The sequence below is a fragment of the Thalassospira sp. B30-1 genome (genome assembly GCF_015767575.1).
Lineage (GTDB): Bacteria > Pseudomonadota > Alphaproteobacteria > Rhodospirillales > Thalassospiraceae > Thalassospira > Thalassospira xiamenensis.
The window spans coordinates 2,598,001-2,618,593 of the sequence record NZ_CP065232.1 but is presented as its reverse complement, the minus strand read 5'-3'; the positions used below and the strand labels follow the sequence as shown (position 1 = coordinate 2,618,593).

General features: G+C 56.1%; 15 protein-coding genes. 11 read left to right on the top strand and 4 right to left on the bottom strand.

The genetic code is table 11. The features are described from left to right. Window positions 1–90: 90 nt before the first annotated feature. From IT971_RS12650 to IT971_RS12640, 3 genes are all read right to left on the bottom strand, one after another. Window positions 91–852, bottom strand: a complete 762-nt coding sequence (locus tag IT971_RS12650; protein ID WP_063095753.1) for a DsbA family protein — start codon at window positions 850–852, stop codon at window positions 91–93. A gap of 87 nt (window positions 853–939) precedes the next feature. Beyond that, window positions 940–1,587: a hypothetical protein gene (locus tag IT971_RS12645; protein WP_223305131.1), complete on the bottom strand. Its 648-nt coding sequence runs from the start codon at window positions 1,585–1,587 to the stop codon at window positions 940–942. 38 nt (window positions 1,588–1,625) lie between these two features. After that, a complete protein-coding gene (locus IT971_RS12640; protein ID WP_007090284.1) occupies window positions 1,626–2,972 on the bottom strand; it encodes a M48 family metalloprotease in 1,347 nt (448 codons plus the stop codon). Here IT971_RS12640 and IT971_RS12635 point away from each other — a divergent pair. Both IT971_RS12635 and IT971_RS12630 read left to right on the top strand, forming a co-directional pair. Further along, entirely contained in the window at window positions 2,959–4,362 is a 1,404-nt protein-coding gene (locus tag IT971_RS12635) for a gamma-glutamyltransferase (RefSeq protein WP_063095757.1), read from the top strand. The two genes, IT971_RS12640 and IT971_RS12635, sit on opposite strands and share 14 nt — an antisense overlap. A gap of 75 nt (window positions 4,363–4,437) precedes the next feature. Next, window positions 4,438–5,589 carry a pyridoxal phosphate-dependent aminotransferase gene (locus tag IT971_RS12630; RefSeq protein WP_063095759.1) on the top strand — a complete coding sequence of 384 codons (1,152 nt, stop codon included), beginning with the start codon at window positions 4,438–4,440 and terminating at the stop codon, window positions 5,587–5,589. Window positions 5,590–5,669: 80 nt separating this feature from the next. Here IT971_RS12630 and IT971_RS12625 read toward each other — a convergent pair whose 3' ends face one another. After that, window positions 5,670–8,678, bottom strand: coding sequence for a ribonuclease E/G (locus tag IT971_RS12625; RefSeq protein ID WP_063095761.1), 3,009 nt, complete (start codon window positions 8,676–8,678; stop codon window positions 5,670–5,672). Between the two features lie 656 nt (window positions 8,679–9,334). On the opposite strand from IT971_RS12625, the gene IT971_RS12620 reads away from it, so the two are divergent. The 9 genes from IT971_RS12620 (at window position 9,335) to IT971_RS12580 (ending at window position 20,543) form a co-directional block, all read left to right on the top strand. Next, entirely contained in the window at window positions 9,335–10,630 is a 1,296-nt protein-coding gene (locus IT971_RS12620) for an N-acetylmuramoyl-L-alanine amidase (protein ID WP_007090279.1), read from the top strand. A 276-nt stretch (window positions 10,631–10,906) separates the two neighbouring features. Then, on the top strand, window positions 10,907–13,336 hold the full coding sequence (locus tag IT971_RS12615; RefSeq protein ID WP_063095889.1) for a penicillin-binding protein 1A: 2,430 nt from the start codon (window positions 10,907–10,909) through the stop codon (window positions 13,334–13,336). Window positions 13,337–13,549: 213 nt separating this feature from the next. Further along, window positions 13,550–15,133 carry an alkaline phosphatase gene (locus IT971_RS12610; protein ID WP_063095765.1) on the top strand — a complete coding sequence of 528 codons (1,584 nt, stop codon included), beginning with the start codon at window positions 13,550–13,552 and terminating at the stop codon, window positions 15,131–15,133. Window positions 15,134–15,304: 171 nt separating this feature from the next. Further along, window positions 15,305–16,433 (top strand): peptide chain release factor 2 gene (prfB, locus tag IT971_RS12605; protein ID WP_110252639.1). Its coding sequence is split into 2 segments (ribosomal slippage): window positions 15,305–15,373 and window positions 15,375–16,433, totalling 1,128 coding nucleotides; the frame shifts between segments, so codons are not numbered across the junction. 242 nt (window positions 16,434–16,675) lie between these two features. Next, complete coding sequence (locus IT971_RS12600; RefSeq protein ID WP_007090275.1) at window positions 16,676–16,927, top strand: hypothetical protein; 252 nt, start codon at window positions 16,676–16,678, stop codon at window positions 16,925–16,927. A gap of 156 nt (window positions 16,928–17,083) precedes the next feature. Next, the gene (locus IT971_RS12595; protein WP_063095769.1) at window positions 17,084–17,686 is read left to right on the top strand and encodes a nucleoside deaminase; all 603 of its coding nucleotides are present in this window, start codon (window positions 17,084–17,086) and stop codon (window positions 17,684–17,686) included. Between the two features lie 82 nt (window positions 17,687–17,768). Continuing rightward, entirely contained in the window at window positions 17,769–19,298 is a 1,530-nt protein-coding gene (locus IT971_RS12590; protein WP_063095771.1) for a DNA-3-methyladenine glycosylase 2 family protein, read from the top strand. Further along, the gene (locus tag IT971_RS12585; protein WP_063095773.1) at window positions 19,295–19,822 is read left to right on the top strand and encodes a methylated-DNA--[protein]-cysteine S-methyltransferase; all 528 of its coding nucleotides are present in this window, start codon (window positions 19,295–19,297) and stop codon (window positions 19,820–19,822) included. Before IT971_RS12590 ends, IT971_RS12585 begins: the two co-directional genes overlap by 4 nt. A gap of 85 nt (window positions 19,823–19,907) precedes the next feature. Then, entirely contained in the window at window positions 19,908–20,543 is a 636-nt protein-coding gene (locus IT971_RS12580; RefSeq protein ID WP_196871063.1) for a glutathione S-transferase family protein, read from the top strand. Window positions 20,544–20,593 lie beyond the last annotated feature (50 nt).

Here is a 20,593-nt window from a genome sequence, read left to right as displayed (position 1 = left end):
GCCCCCGTTTCGATACCGAAACGGGGGCTTTTGTTTTATTAAGGCTGCGAAACGGATTGACTGCATCCGTAGTCGCAGGTGATTTAAAAATCAGGACGCTTCTTCAAGTCCGGCTTTGACCAGCGCATTGACCCGTTCCATATCCGCCCCCGACACCATCTGACCATTGATCAGGAAGGCGGGGGTGCCATTAACCCCGATGCTGCGCGCCATGGCGGAATATTGCTGCAACATGCCGTTGATTTCCGGCGACTGCATGTCCTTGCGCATCTGATCAACGTCAACACCGGCATCTTCGGCCAGCTTATTGATCTGTGCTTCGTCAAGCACACCACGGCTTTCCATGAAGGCCGCGTGGATTTCCATGTATTTGCCCTGCTTGGCAGCGGCCAGTGCGGCACGTGCCGCAATGGCACTTTCTTCGCGCAGGATCGGGAATTCAACAAACATGGTGCGGATTTTGCCGTCGGAATTTTCCGCAAGTTCCTTCACACCGTCAAAGGCGCGTTTGCAATAACCGCAGTGATAATCAAAAAATTCGATCACGGTAACCGGTGCATCAAGCGGGCCAACCGATGGCACGGAGCTGTCAGCCACCAGCGCATCCCAGACCGGCTGAATGGCTTCGGCCTGCTGACGGGTCTGTTCGGTTGTCTGCCAGACCTGAACATTCTGGATGGCGCGCAGCAGAACATCCGGGTTTTCCATCAGATACTGCTCGATCACGCCTTCGATCTCGGCCTTCTGCGCGTCGCTAAGGTCTGCTGCCTGTGCCGGGACCCCCATGGCAAAACCCAGCGAAAGCATAATGGCGGCACCGCCCAGAAGGCGTTTGATCATATGCGAATTCATCGAAAATCCCTTGTTGTCTTCGTCCCGGATGTTTCTGACATCGCGCAGGACCTGATTTCTCTAGATCATTGATACGAGACGGGTACCCTAACGGGAAAGTAAAATATGCGAGAGATATGTGACACCGGCCACATCGGGGCGCTGATCATGTGACGATGCGACGCCGATCCATACCAGACGAACATCGACAGTGTCTGTGTCGGGCCAGTATCGTCGATGCAGGGTCGAAAGATCGAAATAATCCCGCTGCCAGCCGACAGTGCCCGAAATATCGCCCCCGATCGGCAGGCGGATTACGTGATCAATCGGCGGTTTGCCAACCCCCAGATCACTTTCGCCCCAATCCCCTTGTGACTGCGACCGGAAACCAAGCACAAGCTCGGTATCGCCGGGCAGGGCGGATGCGTTCATCAACCAGTCAAAAGACAGATAGGGGGATGCAAGAACCGAAATATTGGTTCGACGGCCAAGTTCAAACGGGGCAATGGCCGGGCGCATGGCAAGGGCGATGCGCCCATCAATATCGTCCCAGTAAAGGCTGTTGGCCTTTGACTGTTCACCCTGATCAAGCTTTGCCGGGCGGTCGGCGTAATGCCAGTAGCGCGGCGGATTGCCAAGCGAGAAGGGGGCGTAAAGAAGCTTCAGGTCTCCCTCGACGCTGACCCCGGCATCGGGCAGGCTGCATCCGGCCAGGACGTAAACCGCGATAAAAGCAACGCCGAGACGGCGCGACATTATCGAAATGACGCCCGCCCGTGGCGGCAGAACCGATATCAATTGGGCTTGTCCTTGCCTTCCGGGTCGGTCGCCCGGATGATGTCCTGTGCGCGCTGCCAGGTTGCAGTACCTTTTTCAAGTTTCCGGTCGGCTTGCACCGCATGATATTTTGCCGCTTCCCGGTCCCCGGTCAAAAGGCTGTATTCCGCCTGCGACAGCGATGCTTCGCCTTCATTGCCAAGACGGTTTTCAATGATCGCCCGGAAACGCCATGCCGATGCATTGCCTCGTTCCACCGAAAGAACCCCCAGAAGGTTTTCCTTGGCTTCGCCCAGAACCGCATCATCGCCGCTTTCAATCAGGGCATGCGCCAGCAGAAGGCGGATCAAAGGGGCACCATTGGACAATTCGACGGATTTGCGCAGCGGATCGGTGGCTTCCTTGGCCTTGCCGAATTCCAGCAGGACCTGACCCTTAAGCTCTTCGAAATACGGATTTTCGGGTTCTTCGGCGATCAGCCCGTCAATCAGTTTCATCGCCGGTTCGATTTGCGAGTCCCGGTAATAGGCGATGGCGCGCGCATAGCGCCCCGAAACGCTGGTATCAGACTCGGGATAGGTGCGCAAAGTATGCTGGATATGGTTGGTAAACGCATACAGCTTGGCGCGCATACGGTCATGGCGTTCATACAGAACCGGATCGACTTTGGCGTCTTTTAACGGTGAATTCGCGGTATAGTTTTCAAGGAAATCAACACGTTCGGTCGTCAACGGGTGACTGCGCAGATACGGGTCCTGACGCGCGGTGCTCAGCAATTCCTGACCTTCAAGCGTTTCCATGAATTCCATCAGGCCGCGCGATGATATGCCTGCTTCGCTCAGGAATTTGACGCCGGCCTGATCGGCACTGCTTTCCTGTGTTCGTGAATAGGCCAGAAAATTGCGTTCCGCCACGTTCTGGCCGCCAAGAACGGCCGCCGTGCCGACATCGGAACGTCCGGCGGCAACACCGGCAGCAACACCGACGATGGTTGACAGAATCGAGATCGCCGATGCATTTCGAAGCTGATCATGAACACGTGAAAGATGCCCGCCCGCAATGTGGCCGGTCTCGTGGGCCATCACACCCATAACCTGTTCGGGAGTCTGGGCTTTCAACAAGAGGCCAGTATTGATAAAAAGCTTTTGGCCACCTGCAACGAATGCGTTCAGGCTGGGATCTGAGACGATATAGACAGTAACGCCGCGCGGATCGAGCCCGGCAGCCTTGAATATCGGGGTCGCATAGAGATGAAGGGTTTCCTCAATCTCGGTATCCCGGATAAAAGAACGACCCTGCGCAAAAACTGTGCTGGGCAGGGCAACAAGGAAAATGGCAGTGAGAGTAATAATGCGTCTGAGCAAAATGTGCGTTCCGTGTTCTCGTTCATCTTATGTCGACCCGACCCGTGCGGACAGGTTCCCGACGCGCAAGCCATCATGGCGGATCATGGCGGCAATCGCAATGACTGCCGGTCTTGCTGCCTGCGGTACTGATAATACTGATAATCTTGGCCAAATCGGGGCCGTCAGTGGTTTCCTTGGTGGCGTGGTTGCCGACGAACCCCGTGCGGTCCGTATTGCGCGCGATGTTCTTTCGGCTGGCGGCACGGCGGCCGATGCGGCTGTTGCGCTTTATGCCACCATGACGGTGACCAAATCCTCGGTTGCCGGTATCGGTGGCGGCGGGGTTTGCGTTGTCCATGATCGGGAATCGAAAAAGGTCGAAGTCCTTGATTTCTGGCCACGTCCGGGGACCCGCACCGCAGATGGCCAGGTCGCAACGACCGTTCCGGGTGTCCCGCGCGGCCTTTACGCACTTAGTGCGCGTTATGGTCGTCTGCAATGGCCGCAGCTTCTTTCGGCCGCCGAACAGTATGCTCGCCTTGGTGTTCCGGTATCGCGTTCGATGGTTGATGATATCGAAGCCAATCGCGACCGGATCGAAGCAAGCCCGATCCTGCGCGATGTTTTCATGCCAGATGGCAAAACCTTGCAGGTCGGTGACCGGATTCGTTCCGTCAATCTTGGCGCACTTCTGACCTCTCTTCGGGTCAAGGGACCGGGCGAGTTTTATAACGGTGCCCTTGGCACCCAGATTGCAACCGCGGTTCAGAATGCCGGTGGCACGCTGACGGCCGAAGACATGCGTTCCTATAAACCGCAATGGAAAGCCGCGACTGAGGTCAAGGTTGGCAACGAAACGCTTTACCTTGCCTATCCGCCGCGTTCCGATAACGGGCGTTCTGTTATTGACGCGGAAACGGAACTTGGTGCGATCCTGAACCGCTATCTGGCCGATATCGAAGCTGCTGACAGCAACATTCAAGCCAATACCGGGCGCAGCGGCTTTGTCGTGCTGGACCGCAAGGCCAATGCGGTTGCCTGCATGACCACGATGAACAAACCGTTTGGTGCGGGGCTTGGTGCCGATGCGTTCGGCCTTAACCTTGCCGCCGGGGATGCGGGTTATGCCCAGACCCCGCTGATGGGCCCAGCACTTATGGTCAACCCGTTTGTCTGGGAATATTACTATGGGATCGCTGGCACCGGGACTCCGGCCGGTGCCACCAAACAGATTGCCACCATGGCCGAAGATCTGATCGAAAAGGGGGCGGCTGCCAATGTCCCGATGAATTCGGCGGGCAAACCGGCGGTCAATATCGTGCGTTGCCTTGAAGGGATCCCGCCGCATCCTGAAAGCTGCCAGTTCATTGCCGATCCTGCGGGCGGCGGTATGGCGGGCACCCAGTAAGCCACCCTTTACAGACATTTCATCGGGGCAGGATTTCCTGCCCCGATTTTCACGATACAAAGCAGGACCCCACAAATGGCTTTGAAACAATCGCGCCGCGGTGCCATTTCGCCGTTTATTGTTATGGATGTCATGCGTGCTGCCAACGCGCGCGAACTTGACGGCAAGGCGGTTTTTCACCTTGAAGTCGGGCAGCCGGGCACACCGGCCCCACGCAAGGTCCGCGAGGCCGCGGCCCGCGCCCTTGATAACGATCTGATCGGTTATACCAATGCCATGGGGATTGATCCCCTGCGCGAAGCCATCGCCGGGCATTATCAGCGTAAATTCAACGCATCGGTTGATCCGTCACGCATCTGTGTCGCCAGCGGTTCTTCCTCGATCTTCGTGCTGGCGTTTTTGGCGGCCTTTGATGCCGGGGATCGGGTGGCGATGGCGGCACCAGGCTATCCGGCCTATCACAACATCCTGACCGCACTCGGCATTGAAACCGTCAATCTGCCTGCCGGTCCCGAAAGCCATTATCAGCCAACCGTGGCCATGCTGCGTGATCTTGAGGACCCGATTGACGGTCTGATTGTTGCAAGCCCGTCCAACCCGGCGGGCAGCATGATTGACGTTGAAACTTACCGCGAACTGGCGACCTATTGCCGGGAAAACGGTATTCGCCTGATCAGTGACGAGATTTATCAGGGCATTTCGTTTGGCGATGTCCGCGAATGCACCGCACTTGAATTCGGCGATGATGCGATCATCATCAACAGCTTCTCGAAATATTTCTCGATGACCGGCTGGCGTCTGGGCTGGGCGGTGGTGCCGCCTGATCTGATGCGCGCGGTCGAATGCCTGCAACAGAACCTGTTTATTTCGGCCCCGGCATTATCACAGATCGCCGCCGTCGCCGCATTTGATTGCGAGGACGAATTGCAGGCCAATGTCGCGGCCTATGCCCGCAATCGTGAAATCCTGCTCAATGAACTGCCCAAAGCCGGATTTGGCAACTTCGCCCCGGCGGATGGTGCATTCTATCTCTATGCCGATGTCCGCGATCTGACGGATGATAGCGAGGCATTCTGCCGTCGCATGCTTGACGAAACCGGTGTTGCCACCACGCCGGGCACGGATTTTGATCGGCTTCGCGGCAAACACTATGTCCGATTCTCATTTGCACATAGCGAGGCGACCATGCTGGGTGCGGTAAAGGCATTGAAGAACTGGCAGCGATAAGCCCTTGACCTCAAACAGATCGCAACGAAAAGGGCTGCCGAATGTTCGGCAGCCCTTTTGGATTTTATCGGGTCCTGATCTTAACGACCAAGGCTCCACCAGCCGCGTTTCTTCGACTTGGGTTTTTCGTCTTTTGCCGGTTCGGCAGAAGCGGGTTCACTCGCCACCGGTTCCGGTGCCTTTTCGGCTTTTGGTGCCGGTTTTTTCGGCTCTGCCTTCGGTTCCGATTTCTCCGCTGCCGGTGCTGCTGCGGGGGCAGGGGCCGGGCTTGCCGGTTTTTCCGCCACGATTTCCGCTGGGCTTGCTACGGGTGTTTCGGCTGGGCTCTGTGCTGGTGCCGAAACGGTTTCCTTGGCGATTTCTTCCGCAGTCTCGGGGGCCGGGCCGCTCTGGATCGGGATGTTTTTCACATCACCCCGGTCATTGCGATCCCGCCTGTTGCGGCGATTGTCATTGCGATCACGACGTTCGCGGCGCGGCCGTGCCGGGGCCGGGGCGGTTGCGCTGCGCTCACGGCCGACACGGACACCTTCCTGATCGAAGCTGTCGGCATCCTGACCTTCGCTGTCGGCATCAATAACCCGATCCTCGACCTGGCCTTCCGGCGCGCTGTGATCACGATCCCGACGAAGGGCAGTTGCCTGTGCATCATCGGCAGGCGATTTGACACGCGGCGCGTTTTCAAATTCCTGACGGCGTGAACGACGGCGTCCACCACGTTTGCCGCGACGGCGGCGTTTACGCTGTGCTTCGTCGTCGTCGTCATCTTCGTTATCGTCCTGATCACCGCGATCCGACGAACCGGCCGCATCATCTGATGCATCGGCTTCGTGCTGATCATCACGGTCATCACGTTCATCATTGCGGCCACGACGGCGGCGACGGCGACGGCGGCGTTTATTGCCGTGATCATCGTCGTCGCGCTGATCACGGGTATCACGTACCTCTGCAACGTCTTCTTCTTCTTCGTCTTCGTCCGGTTCAACCGGGCTTTCAATCGCGGTCAAAGATACGCTGTCGGTGTTCAGAACCGGCAGGGCTTCTTCTTCGTCACCCTTTTTCGCACGTGACCGTTCAATCCGGTGATCTGGCGAAATCAGGCTGTCATCGCCAAAGATCATCACGGTGAAGCCGTAACGCTGTTCGATTTCGGCCAGCGTGTCACGTTTGCGGTTCAGGATATAAAGCGCGACTTCGCTTGCAACATGAACGGTAAGCGCGCCGGAACGACGACGCATGCCTTCTTCTTCAAGCACACGCAGAAGGTGAAGGGCGGCACTTTCGATCGAACGGACAAGGCCGACACCGCGGCAATGTGCGCAAACCTCGAACGCGCTTTCAACAAGCGACGGGCGCAGGCGTTGGCGCGACATTTCAAGCAAGCCGAATGGGCTGATACGGCCGATCTGAAGGCGGGCCCGGTCATTGCGCATGGCTTCTTTAAGCTTGCGTTCAACCGCCCCCTGGTTGCGGTGGTCTTCCATGTCGATGAAATCGACCACAATCAAACCGGCCAGATCGCGCAGGCGCAACTGACGTGCGAGTTCTTCGGCGGCTTCAAGGTTGGTCTTGTATGCGGTTTCTTCGATGTTGCGTTCACGGGTCGAACGGCCCGAGTTCACGTCAATCGCGACCAGTGCCTCGGTCGGGTTGATGACGATATAGCCACCCGATTTAAGCTGCACGACCGGATTGAGCATCGCATCAAGCTGGCTTTCCACCTGGAAGCGGTGGAACAGCGGAACACCCTGATCTTTGTAAGGCTGCACGCGCTTTGCATGCGACGGCATCAGCATCTTCATGAAGTCTTTGGCGATCCGGTAACCTTCGTCACCTTCGACCAGAACTTCGTCAACATCGCGTGCATAAAGGTCACGGATGGACCGTTTGATCAGATCAGCTTCTTCATAAATCAGGCACGGTGCCTGGCTCTGAAGGGTGGTTTCGCGAATACGATCCCACAAACGCATCAGATAATCGAAGTCGCGTTTAATTTCGGCCTTGGTGCGTTCCGAACCTGCGGTACGCACGATAACGGCCATGCCATCCGGAATTTCCAGTTCGGCCAGAATGGATTTCAGGCGCTTGCGATCCTGTGCATTGGTGATCTTGCGCGAAATGCCGCCACCGCGCGGGGTATTTGGCATCAGAACGCAATAACGACCCGCCAGCGACAGGAAGGTCGAAAGCGCAGCACCCTTGTTACCGCGTTCTTCCTTGACCACCTGCACAAGCAGGATCTGGCGGCGCTTGATCACTTCCTGAATCTTGTAGCGCTTCTGCATCTGCGGGCGATGGCTGTCGGAGAATTCATCCCCGTCATCGCCGCCCAGATCATCAATGTCTTCTTCTTCGGCGGCACCGGCCGGCTCTGTTTCGATATCGACGGTCAGTTCGGCAATTTCTGCTGACATGGCTGCATTTCCGCCGCCCGAACCATCGGTATCATCACCATCGTTCGACGATGCGTCGGCGGTGCCATCACCAGATGCCTCGACCTCGTCGGATTTCTTGCGACGGTTGCGGGGGCGACGACGGCGCGGTTTTGCGTCTTCATCGTTCGCATCATCACTTGCCGCAGCGTCATTTTCCTGCGGTGCGTCGGCCGCAACAGTTTCCGCACTATCGGCGTTTTCGTCGGTTGCCGGTGCTTCTGCATCGGTTTCAACCGCGGTTTCGTCCGATGCTTTCGCACGCGGTTTGCGGCGATTGCGGGTGCGGGCCGGTTTCTTTTCTTTTTTCGGGGTATCGTTACCCTCGGATGCGTCGCCGATATTGTCTTCGACGATGTCGGCATCCTTGACGTCACTGTGACTACGCGAAAGGGCTTCGCGATCTGCGACCGGGATCTGGTAATAGTCGGAATGAATTTCGCTAAAGGCGAGGAAACCATGGCGGTTTCCGCCGTAATCGACGAAGGCCGCCTGCAGGGACGGTTCTACACGCGTCACTTTCGCGAGATAGATATTTCCTTTTATCTGCTTCTTGGTCGAAGTTTCGACGTCGTATTCTTCTAGGCGATTTCCATTAATAACAACGACACGGCTTTCTTCCGTGTGCGTTGCATCGATGAGCATGCGTTTGACCATTCGGAACCTGTTCCTAAAGGTCCCGCCAGTTTCCTGCGTAAAGCGATGTTGCGCTGGTATGCAAATAAACCGGCGTATCCGGAGGCGCCGTCCATAAAGGTCGCGATATGTCCTGTATATATCTGGTTCATCGCGTTTCGGCTGCTCTTCCGGTTCGGACCTGGTTTTGGTGTTGAAACAAAAATTGGTTGCGTAATCTCGAGCGCGCCAAGACAGCCTTGAATGGGAGGGCTCTATCGGGAGCGGGAATTGCCGCGTCACCGAGACACCGACCCGAGAACTGGCCTCGTCGCGTCCTCAGCCTGGCGGATTAATAAGGTTCACACCGCAAGGCATAGGAATCTCGGGTGCAACATATCCCTTTTGAAGTCCCGCGACAAACAGTTTTGTTACGTTGTCCGATGACTTTGTTGTGGTTGAATTCAAAATCGCGAAGTTTTTCGCCCGATTGCGCCAATCACGGATGCCATCTGCCAAATCCATGATCCTGCAATGTTTTTACCGTTTACATTAATGTAATGGACATCAAAACGAAGAATGTTGTTCGCGTCGCGTGTTTCACGGGCAGTCAATTGCCCGTTAACCAACGCATTGTTATAAACGCAGGCAACCAGTCTAAAATTACTCCGCATTCTCAGGATAAACGCAGCAGGACGATGGTATCAGTTCAAACGGGTTCGCAGGTGAATGCGACGGCAGAAACGCTGTTCTTGGTCGGGCAAAAACCGGCCCGGATTGTTGCTGCACTCTGTTTGTCGCTTTTTCTGGCGATGATGATCTGTGTCGGCGGTTCTGCCACGGCAAATGCGCAGGAAACCAAGGTTCTTGGCGCGCGCCTTGGCGTTTATCCCGACTATACCCGCTTTGTCATTGATCTCGATCGCAGTGTCGAGTTCAGCTACTTTCTGCTGCCCGATCCATATCGCGTCATCATCGACATGCCCGAAATCGAATGGACCGCCCCCCCGGGCAAGGTAACGTCGGGCGGGGGCCTGATTTCGGGATTGCGTTACGGCCTGTTCAAACCGGGCACCTTCCGTGTGGTTCTTGACGTTGCCGAACCGGCACTTGTTTCAAAAATCTTCACGCTGCCTGCATCCGATGGCAAGCCCCATCGTCTTGTCGTTGATCTGTCGCCCGCCAAGCGTGATGCCTTTATGGCGGCATCACGCGAAAGCATGGTCGCCTATTCCGCACGCAGCCGCAACGACACCAGTGCCACCGAACAAAGTGCCGATGTCGCGGTTGAGTCCGGTCGTGGTGGTTCGGAAAAGCCGCTGATTGCGATTGATGCCGGTCACGGCGGGGTTGATCCCGGCGCAATCGGGGTTGGCGGGGTCTATGAAAAGGACCTGACACTTGCCGCCGCCCGCGAAGTTGAAAAGGTTCTGACCGATTCCGGTCGGTATCGCGTGCTTCTGACACGCGACAAGGACGTGTTCCTGAAATTGCGCCAGCGAACCGAAATCGCGCGTAAAAACGGGGCCGATCTGTTTATTTCGCTGCACGCAGACTCGATTGGCAATTCCAAGCATCGCGGTGCATCGGTCTATACCCTGTCTGAAAACGCATCGGACAAAGAAGCCGCCGCACTGGCGTCAAAGGAAAACAAGGCCGACGTGATTGCCGGTATTGACCTGTCGGAAGAAAATTCGCTGGTGCAAAGCATCCTGATCGATCTGGCACAGCGCGAAACCATGAACCTGTCGGCGACCCTTGCGGCCAATATGGTCACCGAACTGGGCAAAAGCATCGAACTGCAACGCCGGACCCATCGGTTCGCGGGCTTTGCCGTGCTCAAGGCCCCTGATATCCCCTCAGCCCTGTTTGAAATGGGCTATTTATCGAACGCGACGGATGCCAAGCTGTTGCAAAGCCCGGCACATCGGCGCAAGGTCGCCGAAGCTATACTGCGTGCCATCGATATCTATTTCGAAAAACATAAATTCTAGGCCGGGTTCAACGGCTTCGTCCCCGGATTTCGAAAAGCATATTGGCAATTTGCATAACTTTTCCGTGCAATGGAATTTCCGACTCTCGCTTTGATGGGGCGGTAGGGCTATAATCTTTGCCCGGTCGGAACAGAAAATACGGTGGCCGTGCGCAGTGTCACAACGCCGTCACTTTTTTGCCGCTATGATAAGGCTGATTGCAATTCTCCGAAATGTGCGCTTTGGTGCGCGCCAAACCGGATCAGGCCAAAACAGCAAAATGATAAAGACCTGTTTATGCGTATTTTACTAAGTATTTTCGGTGTGCTTTTCCTGATGGCAATTGCTGGCGGGATCGGCGTTCTGGCGATCTTCTGGCATTTCGGTCAGGACTTGCCCGATTACACCCAGCTTGAAAACTACGAACCCGAAGTCATGACACGCGTCCATGCCAGTGACGGGGCATTGATCGCCGAATATGCGCGTGAAAAACGTGTTTTCGTGCCGATCACCTCGATCCCGCATGTTGTTGTCGATGCGTTTGTCGCGGCCGAGGATAAAAACTTTTTCAGCCATCCGGGCATTGATTTCGCATCCGTGCTGCGCGCAGCCGTGACCAACGTTGTCAATATGGGCACGGGTAAGCGTCCGGTCGGTGCATCGACCATCACCCAGCAGGTTGCCAAAAACTTCCTTCTGACCAGCGAAGTTTCCTATGAACGCAAGGTCAAGGAAGCAATTCTTTCCTTCCGGATCGAGCGTGCCTTTTCCAAGGAACATATCCTTGAACTGTATCTGAACGAAATTTACCTCGGCAATGGCAGCTATGGTGTTGCCGCCGCAGCCTTGCGTTACTTCGATAAATCTCTTGATGAAATCAATATCGAGGAAGCGGCCTATCTTGCCGCCCTGCCAAAGGCACCGTCGAATTATCATCCGGTCCGCAATCATGACGAAGCCAAAGCGCGCCGTAACTGGGTGATTGGCCGGATGCTCGAAGAAAAATTCATCACCGAGGCCGAAGCCCAGAACGCGTGGGCAAGCCCGCTGATTGCCAAGGAACGCCAGTCTGTCGATACCTATCGTGCTGATTTCTTCGCCGAGGAAGTCCGCCGCCAGCTGGTCGACCGTTACGGCGAAAACATGCTTTATGATGGCGGGCTGTCGGTCCGCTCGACGGTTGATCCGCGCCTGCAGACCATTGCCGATCAGGCGCTGATCGAAGGGCTTGTGGAATACGACCGTCGTCATGGCTGGCGCGGTCCGATCACCAATATCGATCTGGCCGATGACTGGCAGCAGAAACTGCGCGAAGTCGAAACACCCAATGATTTGCCATGGGACAAGGCCGTTGTTCTGCGTGTCAGTGCCGAAGAAGCAACCCTTGGCCTTCTGTCGGGCAAGCAGGGCCGCATTCCGCTTCGCTTCCTGACATGGGCGCGTCCGTGGAAAGAAGGCCAGAAGCTTGGTGCTGCGGTCAACAGCCCATCAGATGTTCTGTCGCCGGGTGATGTGATCTATGTGCGGCATTTTGCGGAACTTGATGGCGAAGAACTGCCGCCCAATACCTATGGCCTGCGCCAGATTCCTGCGGTCAATGGGGCGCTTGTCGCGATGGACCCGCATACCGGGCGTGTTTTGGCAATGTCGGGCGGTTTTTCGCATGACATGTCGAAATTCAACCGCGCGACCCAGGCCCGTCGTCAGCCCGGTTCTGCCTTCAAGCCGTTTGTTTACCTGGCCGCCCTTGATCAGGGCTTTACCCCGTCGACCCTGGTGCTTGATGCGCCATTCGTGATTGATCAGGGGCCAGGGCTTGGTAAATGGAAGCCGGGCAACTATAGCGGCAAGTTCTATGGTCCTTCGACCATGCGTCTGGGGATCGAACTGTCGCGTAACCTGATGACGGTACGTCTGGCGCAGACAATCGGCATGGACAAGGTTGCCGATTACGCGCAACGTTTCGGTGTTGTCGATGATATGCCACAGGTTCTTTCGATGGCGCTTGGTGCGGCGGAAACCACCGTCATGCGCATGACGGCGGCCTATGCGGAATTTGTCAATGGCGGCAAGAAAATCACCCCGACCCTGATTGACCGCATTCAGAACCGTCGCGGTGAAGTGATCTATCGTCGTGACGAACGCCAGTGTGCGGAATGTCAGGATGTCGATTTCCGCAATCAGATGCCCCCTGAACTGCCCGATACCCGTGAACAGCTTACCGACCCGGCAAGCGCGTTCCAGATGGTATCGATGCTTGAAGGTGTGGTTGAACGCGGAACCGGTCGTCGCATTCGCGAACTCGGTTATCCGCTGGCGGGTAAAACCGGTACCACGAACGATAGCCGCGATGCATGGTTTGTCGGCTTCTCGCCCGATCTTGCGGTTGGTGTTTATGTCGGCTTTGACGATAACCGCTCGCTTGGCGATCAGGAGCAGGGGGCCAGTGCCGCCGCCCCGATCTTCAAGCAGTTCATGGGCGATGCATTAAAGGGCACAAAGGCCGTGCCATTCCGTACACCGCCGGGCATTCGCATGGTCCGCGTTGAAGCCCGTTCCGGCCTTCCGGCCCGTCCAGGGGATCAGAATGTGATCTGGGAAGCTTTCAAACCCGGCACCATTCCGTCATCGAATGACAACGTCATTGATGGTGGCGATGCCGGTTACAGCGGTGTCGGTGCCGAAGGCAATACCGGCGGCGTTTCAAGCCCGGGTGGTATTTACTGATCTTTGCCGCGCTTTTGCGGGAATGTTTAAGGGGCCGGATGCAATCGCATCCGGTCTTTTTCATTTGAAAACGAGGCGGGGCTGCAAACGTCGTATTGCGCGCGCCAGTGTCATCAAATGTTGATAAAACCATCAAGAGGCCGCAACGGTCCTGTCATTTGAATTTGTCATACTCTTCAAGGTGTTACTTCAAATTTTGAAGGGGTTCTTTCAATGTCTTTTCGTCTTTCCCGCCGAAAATTCCTGACCACGACCGCCTCTGTAACCGCCACGGCCGGTGCGGCATCGGCGATGGGTGGATTTTTCATGCCGTCCATTTCGCGTGCGGCAGATCGTCCAATGATCACCCATGGGGTGCAAAGTGGTGACGTCACCGCCAATTCCGCTTGTATCTGGGGCCGTGCGGATCGTGCGTCACGGATGATTACCGAAATTGCCACAACGGAAAACTTTTCACGATCCGTCAGAATTCCGCATGTCGATGTTCTGCCGGAACGTGATTTTGCCGGCAAGCTTGCCCTGAATGATCTGCCAGCCGGGCAGGACGTGTTTTATAAAATCCATTTCGAAAATCTTGATGATGGACGGGCATCGTCCGAACCGGTGATCGGTCATTTCCGCACCGCACCGGCGGCAAAACGCAATATCCGGTTTGGCTGGTCGGGCGATACGGCCGGGCAGGGCTGGGGCATTGACGAGGATCGCGGCGGCATGAAAACCTATGCCACGATCACAAAACACAACCCGGATTTCTTCATCCATTCCGGCGATACCATCTATGCCGATGGCCCGTTTGCCGAACAGGCAAAAATGCCCGATGGTGATATCTGGAAAAACATCACGACCGAGGATACCGGCAAGGTCGCCGAAACCCTTGCCGAGTTTCGCGGCAATTACAAATACAACATGCTTGATAAGAATGTCCGCGAATTCAACCGCCTGATCCCGGTCTATTACCAGTGGGACGACCACGAAGTGACCAACAACTGGTATCCCGGTGAAATGCTGACCGGGGATGATCGTTACAGCGAAAAATCGGTATCCCTATTGGCCGCACGTGCCAACCGGGCATTTCGTGAAATGCTGCCAATCACCGAACATGCAAGCGAACCGGGGCGGGTATATCGCAAGGTGTCCTATGGTCCGTCGCTTGAGATATTCTTCCTTGATATGCGTACCTACCGCGCTGCGAACGATGCCAATAACAGCCCGGAACCCAATGACAAGACAACCTTCCTTGGCCGGGAGCAGATCGAATGGCTTAAACGCAGCCTGCTGAATTCCAAGGCAACCTGGAAAGTTATTGCTGCGGATATGCCAATTGGCATGATTGTCTATGATGACTGGAAAAACAAAAGCACCTTTGAAAATCTGGCCAATGGTGATGGTGCACCGGCCGGGCGCGAACTTGAAATTGTTGAATTGCTGCGTTTCATCAAATCGGCCCGCATTCTCAACACCGTCTGGCTGACAGCGGATGTGCATTATACCGCCGCCCACTACTATGACCCGAACAAGGCCCGGTTCCAGGATTTCGATCCGTTCTGGGAGTTCGTTTCCGGCCCGCTGCATGCCGGAACGTTTGGCCCGAATGACATGGATAATACATTCGGTCCGCAGGTGATGTATACCAAACATCCAACTGAGGAACAGGGCGTTAATCTGCCGCCATCCTTTGGCCTGCAATTCTTTGGCCTTGTCGATATCGACGCCGAAAACGAACAGTTCCGCGTGTCGCTTCGTGATGTGGCGGACGAAGAACTCTATACCGTGACGCTTGATCCGGTTTACAGCTAACCCACGCAATACCCCCTTTAAACCCGGCGCATTTGATGTGCCGGGTTTTTCCATGCCTGCCGTGCGTCCCCGCGGGGGTTTCAATCGGGGCAAAAACTGCTATAAGCGCCGCCGAAGTTGCTGCGATCCTTCGCGGCCTTACAGAATTTCATATGAATAACGGAGACATCAATGCGCGCCGAAGCACAGGCATTGGTCGATGAAATCAAGCAGTCGATGGCACTGCTGAGGAGGCATCTTTGACTGGGATAACGCTCTTAGACGCCTCGACGAACTGAACGCGCTGGCCGAAGATCCCACATTGTGGGACAAGCCGGAAAACGCGCAGAAAGTCATGCAGGAACGTACCCGGCTTGACGATGCCATCAATGGTTACAAGGCCCTTGCCCAGGAACTCGAAGACAATATCGGTCTGATCGAACTTGGCGAAGCCGAAGGTGATGACGAAACCGTTGCCGAGGCCGAGCAGGGCCTGCGCGATATCCGCGAAATCGCCGCCAAGCGCGAACTTGAAAGCCTGCTTTCGGGCGAGGCGGATGCCAATGACGCCTATCTCGAAATCCACGCCGGTGCCGGCGGGACCGAGGCACAGGACTGGGCCAGCATGCTGGCGCGCATGTATGTGCGCTGGGCGGAGTCCAAGGGCTACAAGCTTGAAATGCTCGAAGAAAGCGATGGCGAGGAAGCCGGCATCAAATCTGTGACCTATAAAGTCACCGGTCATAATGCCTATGGCTGGCTTAAAAACGAGGTCGGTGTGCATCGTCTGGTGCGTATTTCGCCCTATGACAGTGCCGCGCGCCGCCATACCAGCTTCTCGTCCTGTTGGGTCTATCCGGTGATTGATGACGACATCAATATCGAGGTGCTCGACAAGGACCTTCGGATTGATACCTACCGCGCATCGGGTGCCGGTGGTCAGCACGTTAACAGAACGGACTCGGCGGTGCGTATCACGCATATTCCGACCGGTATCGTCGCCCAGTGCCAGAACGACCGTTCACAGCACAAAAACCGCGATACCGCGATGAAGATGCTCAAAGCCCGCCTGTACGAGGCCGAACTTCAGAAACGCGAAGCCGAAGCCCAGGCGCTTGAGGATACCAAATCCGATATCGGCTGGGGCCATCAGATCCGCTCCTACGTGTTGCAGCCCTATCAGATGATCAAGGACCTGCGCACCGGTGTCGAAACATCCGACACCCAGGGCGTTCTGAACGGCGATCTTGATGCCTTCATGGCCGCCGCCCTGGCCGCCAAGGTCACCGGCTCTGCCGGTGAAGTCGAAGACATCGATTGATCCGAACCGGATTGCTAAACAAAACACCCCGCACAGGAAACTGGCGGGGTGTTTTTATGCAAAAGGGTCGCCGATTGCCCGTAAAAATCCCGCTTCTGTCATAGTCTCGCCTGATATGTGTGGCAGTGTGTTGCCGATAAGCAAAATCCGTTGAAAAACGAAAGGGCCAAGTCTTTGAAAAATAGGGCCTCGGCGGGTTTTGCATCTTGAGTAAACGTCTATCAGTCAGGTGAAGTCCAAAAATGCCGCGTCAGTCCCATGGCCAGGTCGCTGTTGGCGACCAGTTCAAACTTGCCACCCCGAATGGTCCCATTTTCGAGGTCATCAAAATCCGCGAAATGAGACCGGTTGATCATGCCCTGATCACCAAGGTTCGGGATCGAAAATCGCCGACGCTTATCGCGGTTACGACCTTGCTGGACCCGGATTTCTATCGCCCTGTTCCCGCCGATCAGCGTTACGAAGACATCAATGATGGCATCCTGCGTGGTTAGGAAACCATCCGGTTCCTGCCGCTATCAATATGCCGCACATAGTGTTTCTCCCGTCCGGTCACAAAACCTGCAATAAATTCTGTTGGCAGGGCGGTTCATTGACGATGAAATGGAAGCCATCAAAAAGCATCAAACATTTCATCGGGAACCGCCCTTATGCCACGCGACGACAGAAACGCCCTTCTTGCCACCCTGTTTGCCACACTTGAAAATGACATCCTGCCCAAAACCCGCATGGGTGTCGCCGCCGGTAACAAGATTTTCGGGGCGGCCCTGTTGCGCAAATCCGATCATTCGCTGGTGCTGGCCGAAACCAACAATGAAACCGAAAACCCGCTTTGGCATGGCGAGGTCCATTGCCTGAAACGGTTTTACGAAATGCCTGCCGATGCGCGCCCTGCAACGTCGGATCTTATTTTCCTGTCAACGCACGAACCCTGTTCGATGTGCCTGTCGGCGATCACCTGGGCCGGGTTTGATAATTTCTATTATTTCTTCAGCCACGAGGATTCCCGCGACGCGTTTGAAATCCCCCATGACCTTAAAATCCTCAAGGAAGTCTTCACCCTTGATGCCGGGGAATACAACAAATCCAACGCATTCTGGCAAAGTCATTCCATGATGGGTATGATTGCCGAACTGCCCGAAGCCGACCGTGCAGCGTGGCTTGAAAAGGCAAAATCGATTGCCGCGCAATATGACGCGCTCTCCGATCAGTATCAGGACGGCAAGGGCGCAAACGATATTCCGCTGAACTGAGATTGCCGGCGTGATCCGGCCCTTTCACGTTTGAGTCCGAATCTGGCGAGTTTTATCTGCGCGATCTGCTAAGCTGCCGGGCATGGAACAGCTCAATGATGATATCTGCTATCACGCATTAAAGGCCCGGGATCGCCGGTTTGACGGTCGGTTTTACACCGCCGTTCTGACCACCGGGATTTTCTGCCGTCCGATATGCCCGGCCGTCACGCCAAAGCGCGTGAATGTGCAATTTTATCCCAGTGCCGAGGCGGCAATTGCCCACGGGTTCCGCCCGTGCCTGCGCTGCCGCCCCGAAGCCGCCCCCGGATCACCGGCCAGTGCCGGGGTTCACGCCACCGTTGCCCGTGCGGTAAGGCTGATCGAAGAAGGCGCCCTTGAAACCGGATCGGTCGAACAGCTTGCCGACCGGCTTGGCGTCGGGGACCGTCATCTGCGCCGTATCTTCAAGGAACATACCGGCGTCACCCCGCAAGACCATGCCAAGGCAAGGCGTCTGCTGCGTGCCCGGCAACTGATTGTCGACAGCAACCTGTCAATGACGGAAATTGCCGACATTGCCGGGTTTGGCAGTTTGCGCCGGTTCAATGACGCCATGAAAACCGCCTATGGCCACGCACCGACCGCGTTCCGGCGCGGCATAAAGGCCGAACCCGTGTCAGACAAAAACGATAATGATCCCTTCGCGCCCAAAAGCGACGATCTGATCCTGCGCCTGCGCGCCCGCCAACCCTTTGATGCCGACTACCTTCTGACATTCTTCCGGGCACGCGCCATTCCGGGGCTGGAGGCGGTGGGCGACCGCACCTATGCCCGCGGCTTTCGCATCCATGATGCCGTCGGTCTGATGATTTGCCGGTTTGCGAGCGATCAGGGCGGGGTGGACGTCATCCTGCGCGGTCCGGCGCGTGACGCCGTGCTTGAAATCGGGGGCCGGGTGCGGCGGTTGTTTGATCTGGATGCCGATGTGCCCTCAATCACGGCGCTGTTTGCCGATGATGAATTGCTACGTCCCTTGGTCGATAAACGCCCGGGCTTGCGTGTGCCCGGATGCTGGGACCGGTTCGAACTGGCGATCCGGGCGGTACTGGGTCAACAGGTTTCGGTTGCCGCCGCCCGTACCTTGGCCGGGCGACTGGTGGCCCGCTTTGGCCAGGTTTTGCCTGAAAACCTGATCGCCGGAACCGGCATCACCCATCTGTTTCCGAAACCCGCCACGCTGCAACAACAGGATTTGATATCAATCGGGCTTACGACCCGCCGCGCCCAGACACTTGCCGATATCATCGATCTGTTTGCCGATCCGCAATGTGACCGACAATCGGGCGATGACATCCTGGCGGCAATGACCGCGACCAAGGGGATCGGCCCGTGGACGTTGAATTATTTCGGCCTGCGCGGGCTTGGCGACCCGGATGCCTTCCCGGCGGCTGATCTTGGCATCCTGAAGGCATCTGAAATCGGTGGGGGACCAGCAAAGCCCAAACCATTGGAACAGCATGCCGAACGCTGGCGTCCGTGGCGTGCCTATGCCGCGCAATATCTGTGGTCGGCACTTGAACAGGAACATGCGCCAAAGCCAAAGCCCCAGCCTCCAAGGAAAGGGAAATGACCATGACAACCCGCATCGACATTGCCCGCTATCAAAGCCCGATTGGCAAACTCAGCCTTGCGATGGTGGATGGCAAACTGGTGCATCTGGATTTTGAAAACAACGATGACCGCCTGCACACCATCCAGACCCGACGTTTCAAAAATCTCGATTGGCACGAAGGCGGCACTGCGCCCAAATCGGTCACGGACTGGCTGGACAGTTATTTTGCCGGTCGTCTCATGCCCTTGCCGATGCATGATGTCCGGATGATCGGCACCGATTTTCAGAAATCGGCTTGGGATGCCCTGATCGCCATACCCAGCGGTGAAAGCCGATCCTATGCCGGGCAGGCCGATATCCTTGGCAACCCCAAAGCGGTCCGCGCGGTGGCACGTGCCAATGCACTTAACCCGGTTTCGATCATTGTGCCCTGCCATCGGGTGATCGGATCGGACGGGACTTTGACCGGCTATGCCGGCGGGCTTGATCGCAAACGCTGGCTGCTTGATCACGAGGCGAGGATGGCCCGAAAAGCCGCCTGATCCCCGATAATCCTGAATTTTCCTGAGTAACGACCGGCGGTCCATGTGCCGGAACGCTATTTCTTTGCCTGAAAGGTCTCATCTGATGAAGCTTTATGATTACGCCGGATCACAAAATGCGTGGAAGATACGACAGCTTTGCGCCCATCTGAGCCGTGAATACCAAACACAATGGGTTTCGATTTTTGCCGGTGAAAGCCATACCGATGCGTTCTATAAAATGAACCCGGCGGGGGCGGTGCCGGTGCTTGAACTTGATGATGGGCGCTTTATTGCTGAATCCAATGCCATCCTGCTTTATCTGGCGGATGGAACGGATTATTTGCCCTCGGACGCCTTTGAGCGCGCCAAGGTCTGCCAGTGGCTGTTTTTCGAAGCTGACTATGTCCAGGCAACTATCGCAAGCTTACGATACTGGAATTTGACGGGAAAAAATGACGCCAATCATGCACAGCTACCAAACCGACGTGCTAGCGCCAAAAATGTGCTGGCGATGCTTGACCGTCACTTAAGTGATCAGGATTTTCTTGCAAATTCGCGCTATTCCGTCGCGGATATCGCCGTTTATGCCTACACGCATCTGGCGCATGAAGCCGATCTGGATATGGTGCCTTACGATGGGCTTGCCGCTTGGATTAGGCGGGTGGGCAACATCGTTGGCGATGCGGTGCCGGTGCGTTATTACAGCGAAGATCCGCTAAGCGGGCAGGATTTGAAATAAATGTGGTCAAATGCCAAAGGGCCGTCTTTTCAGGGCGGCCCTTTGGCTAT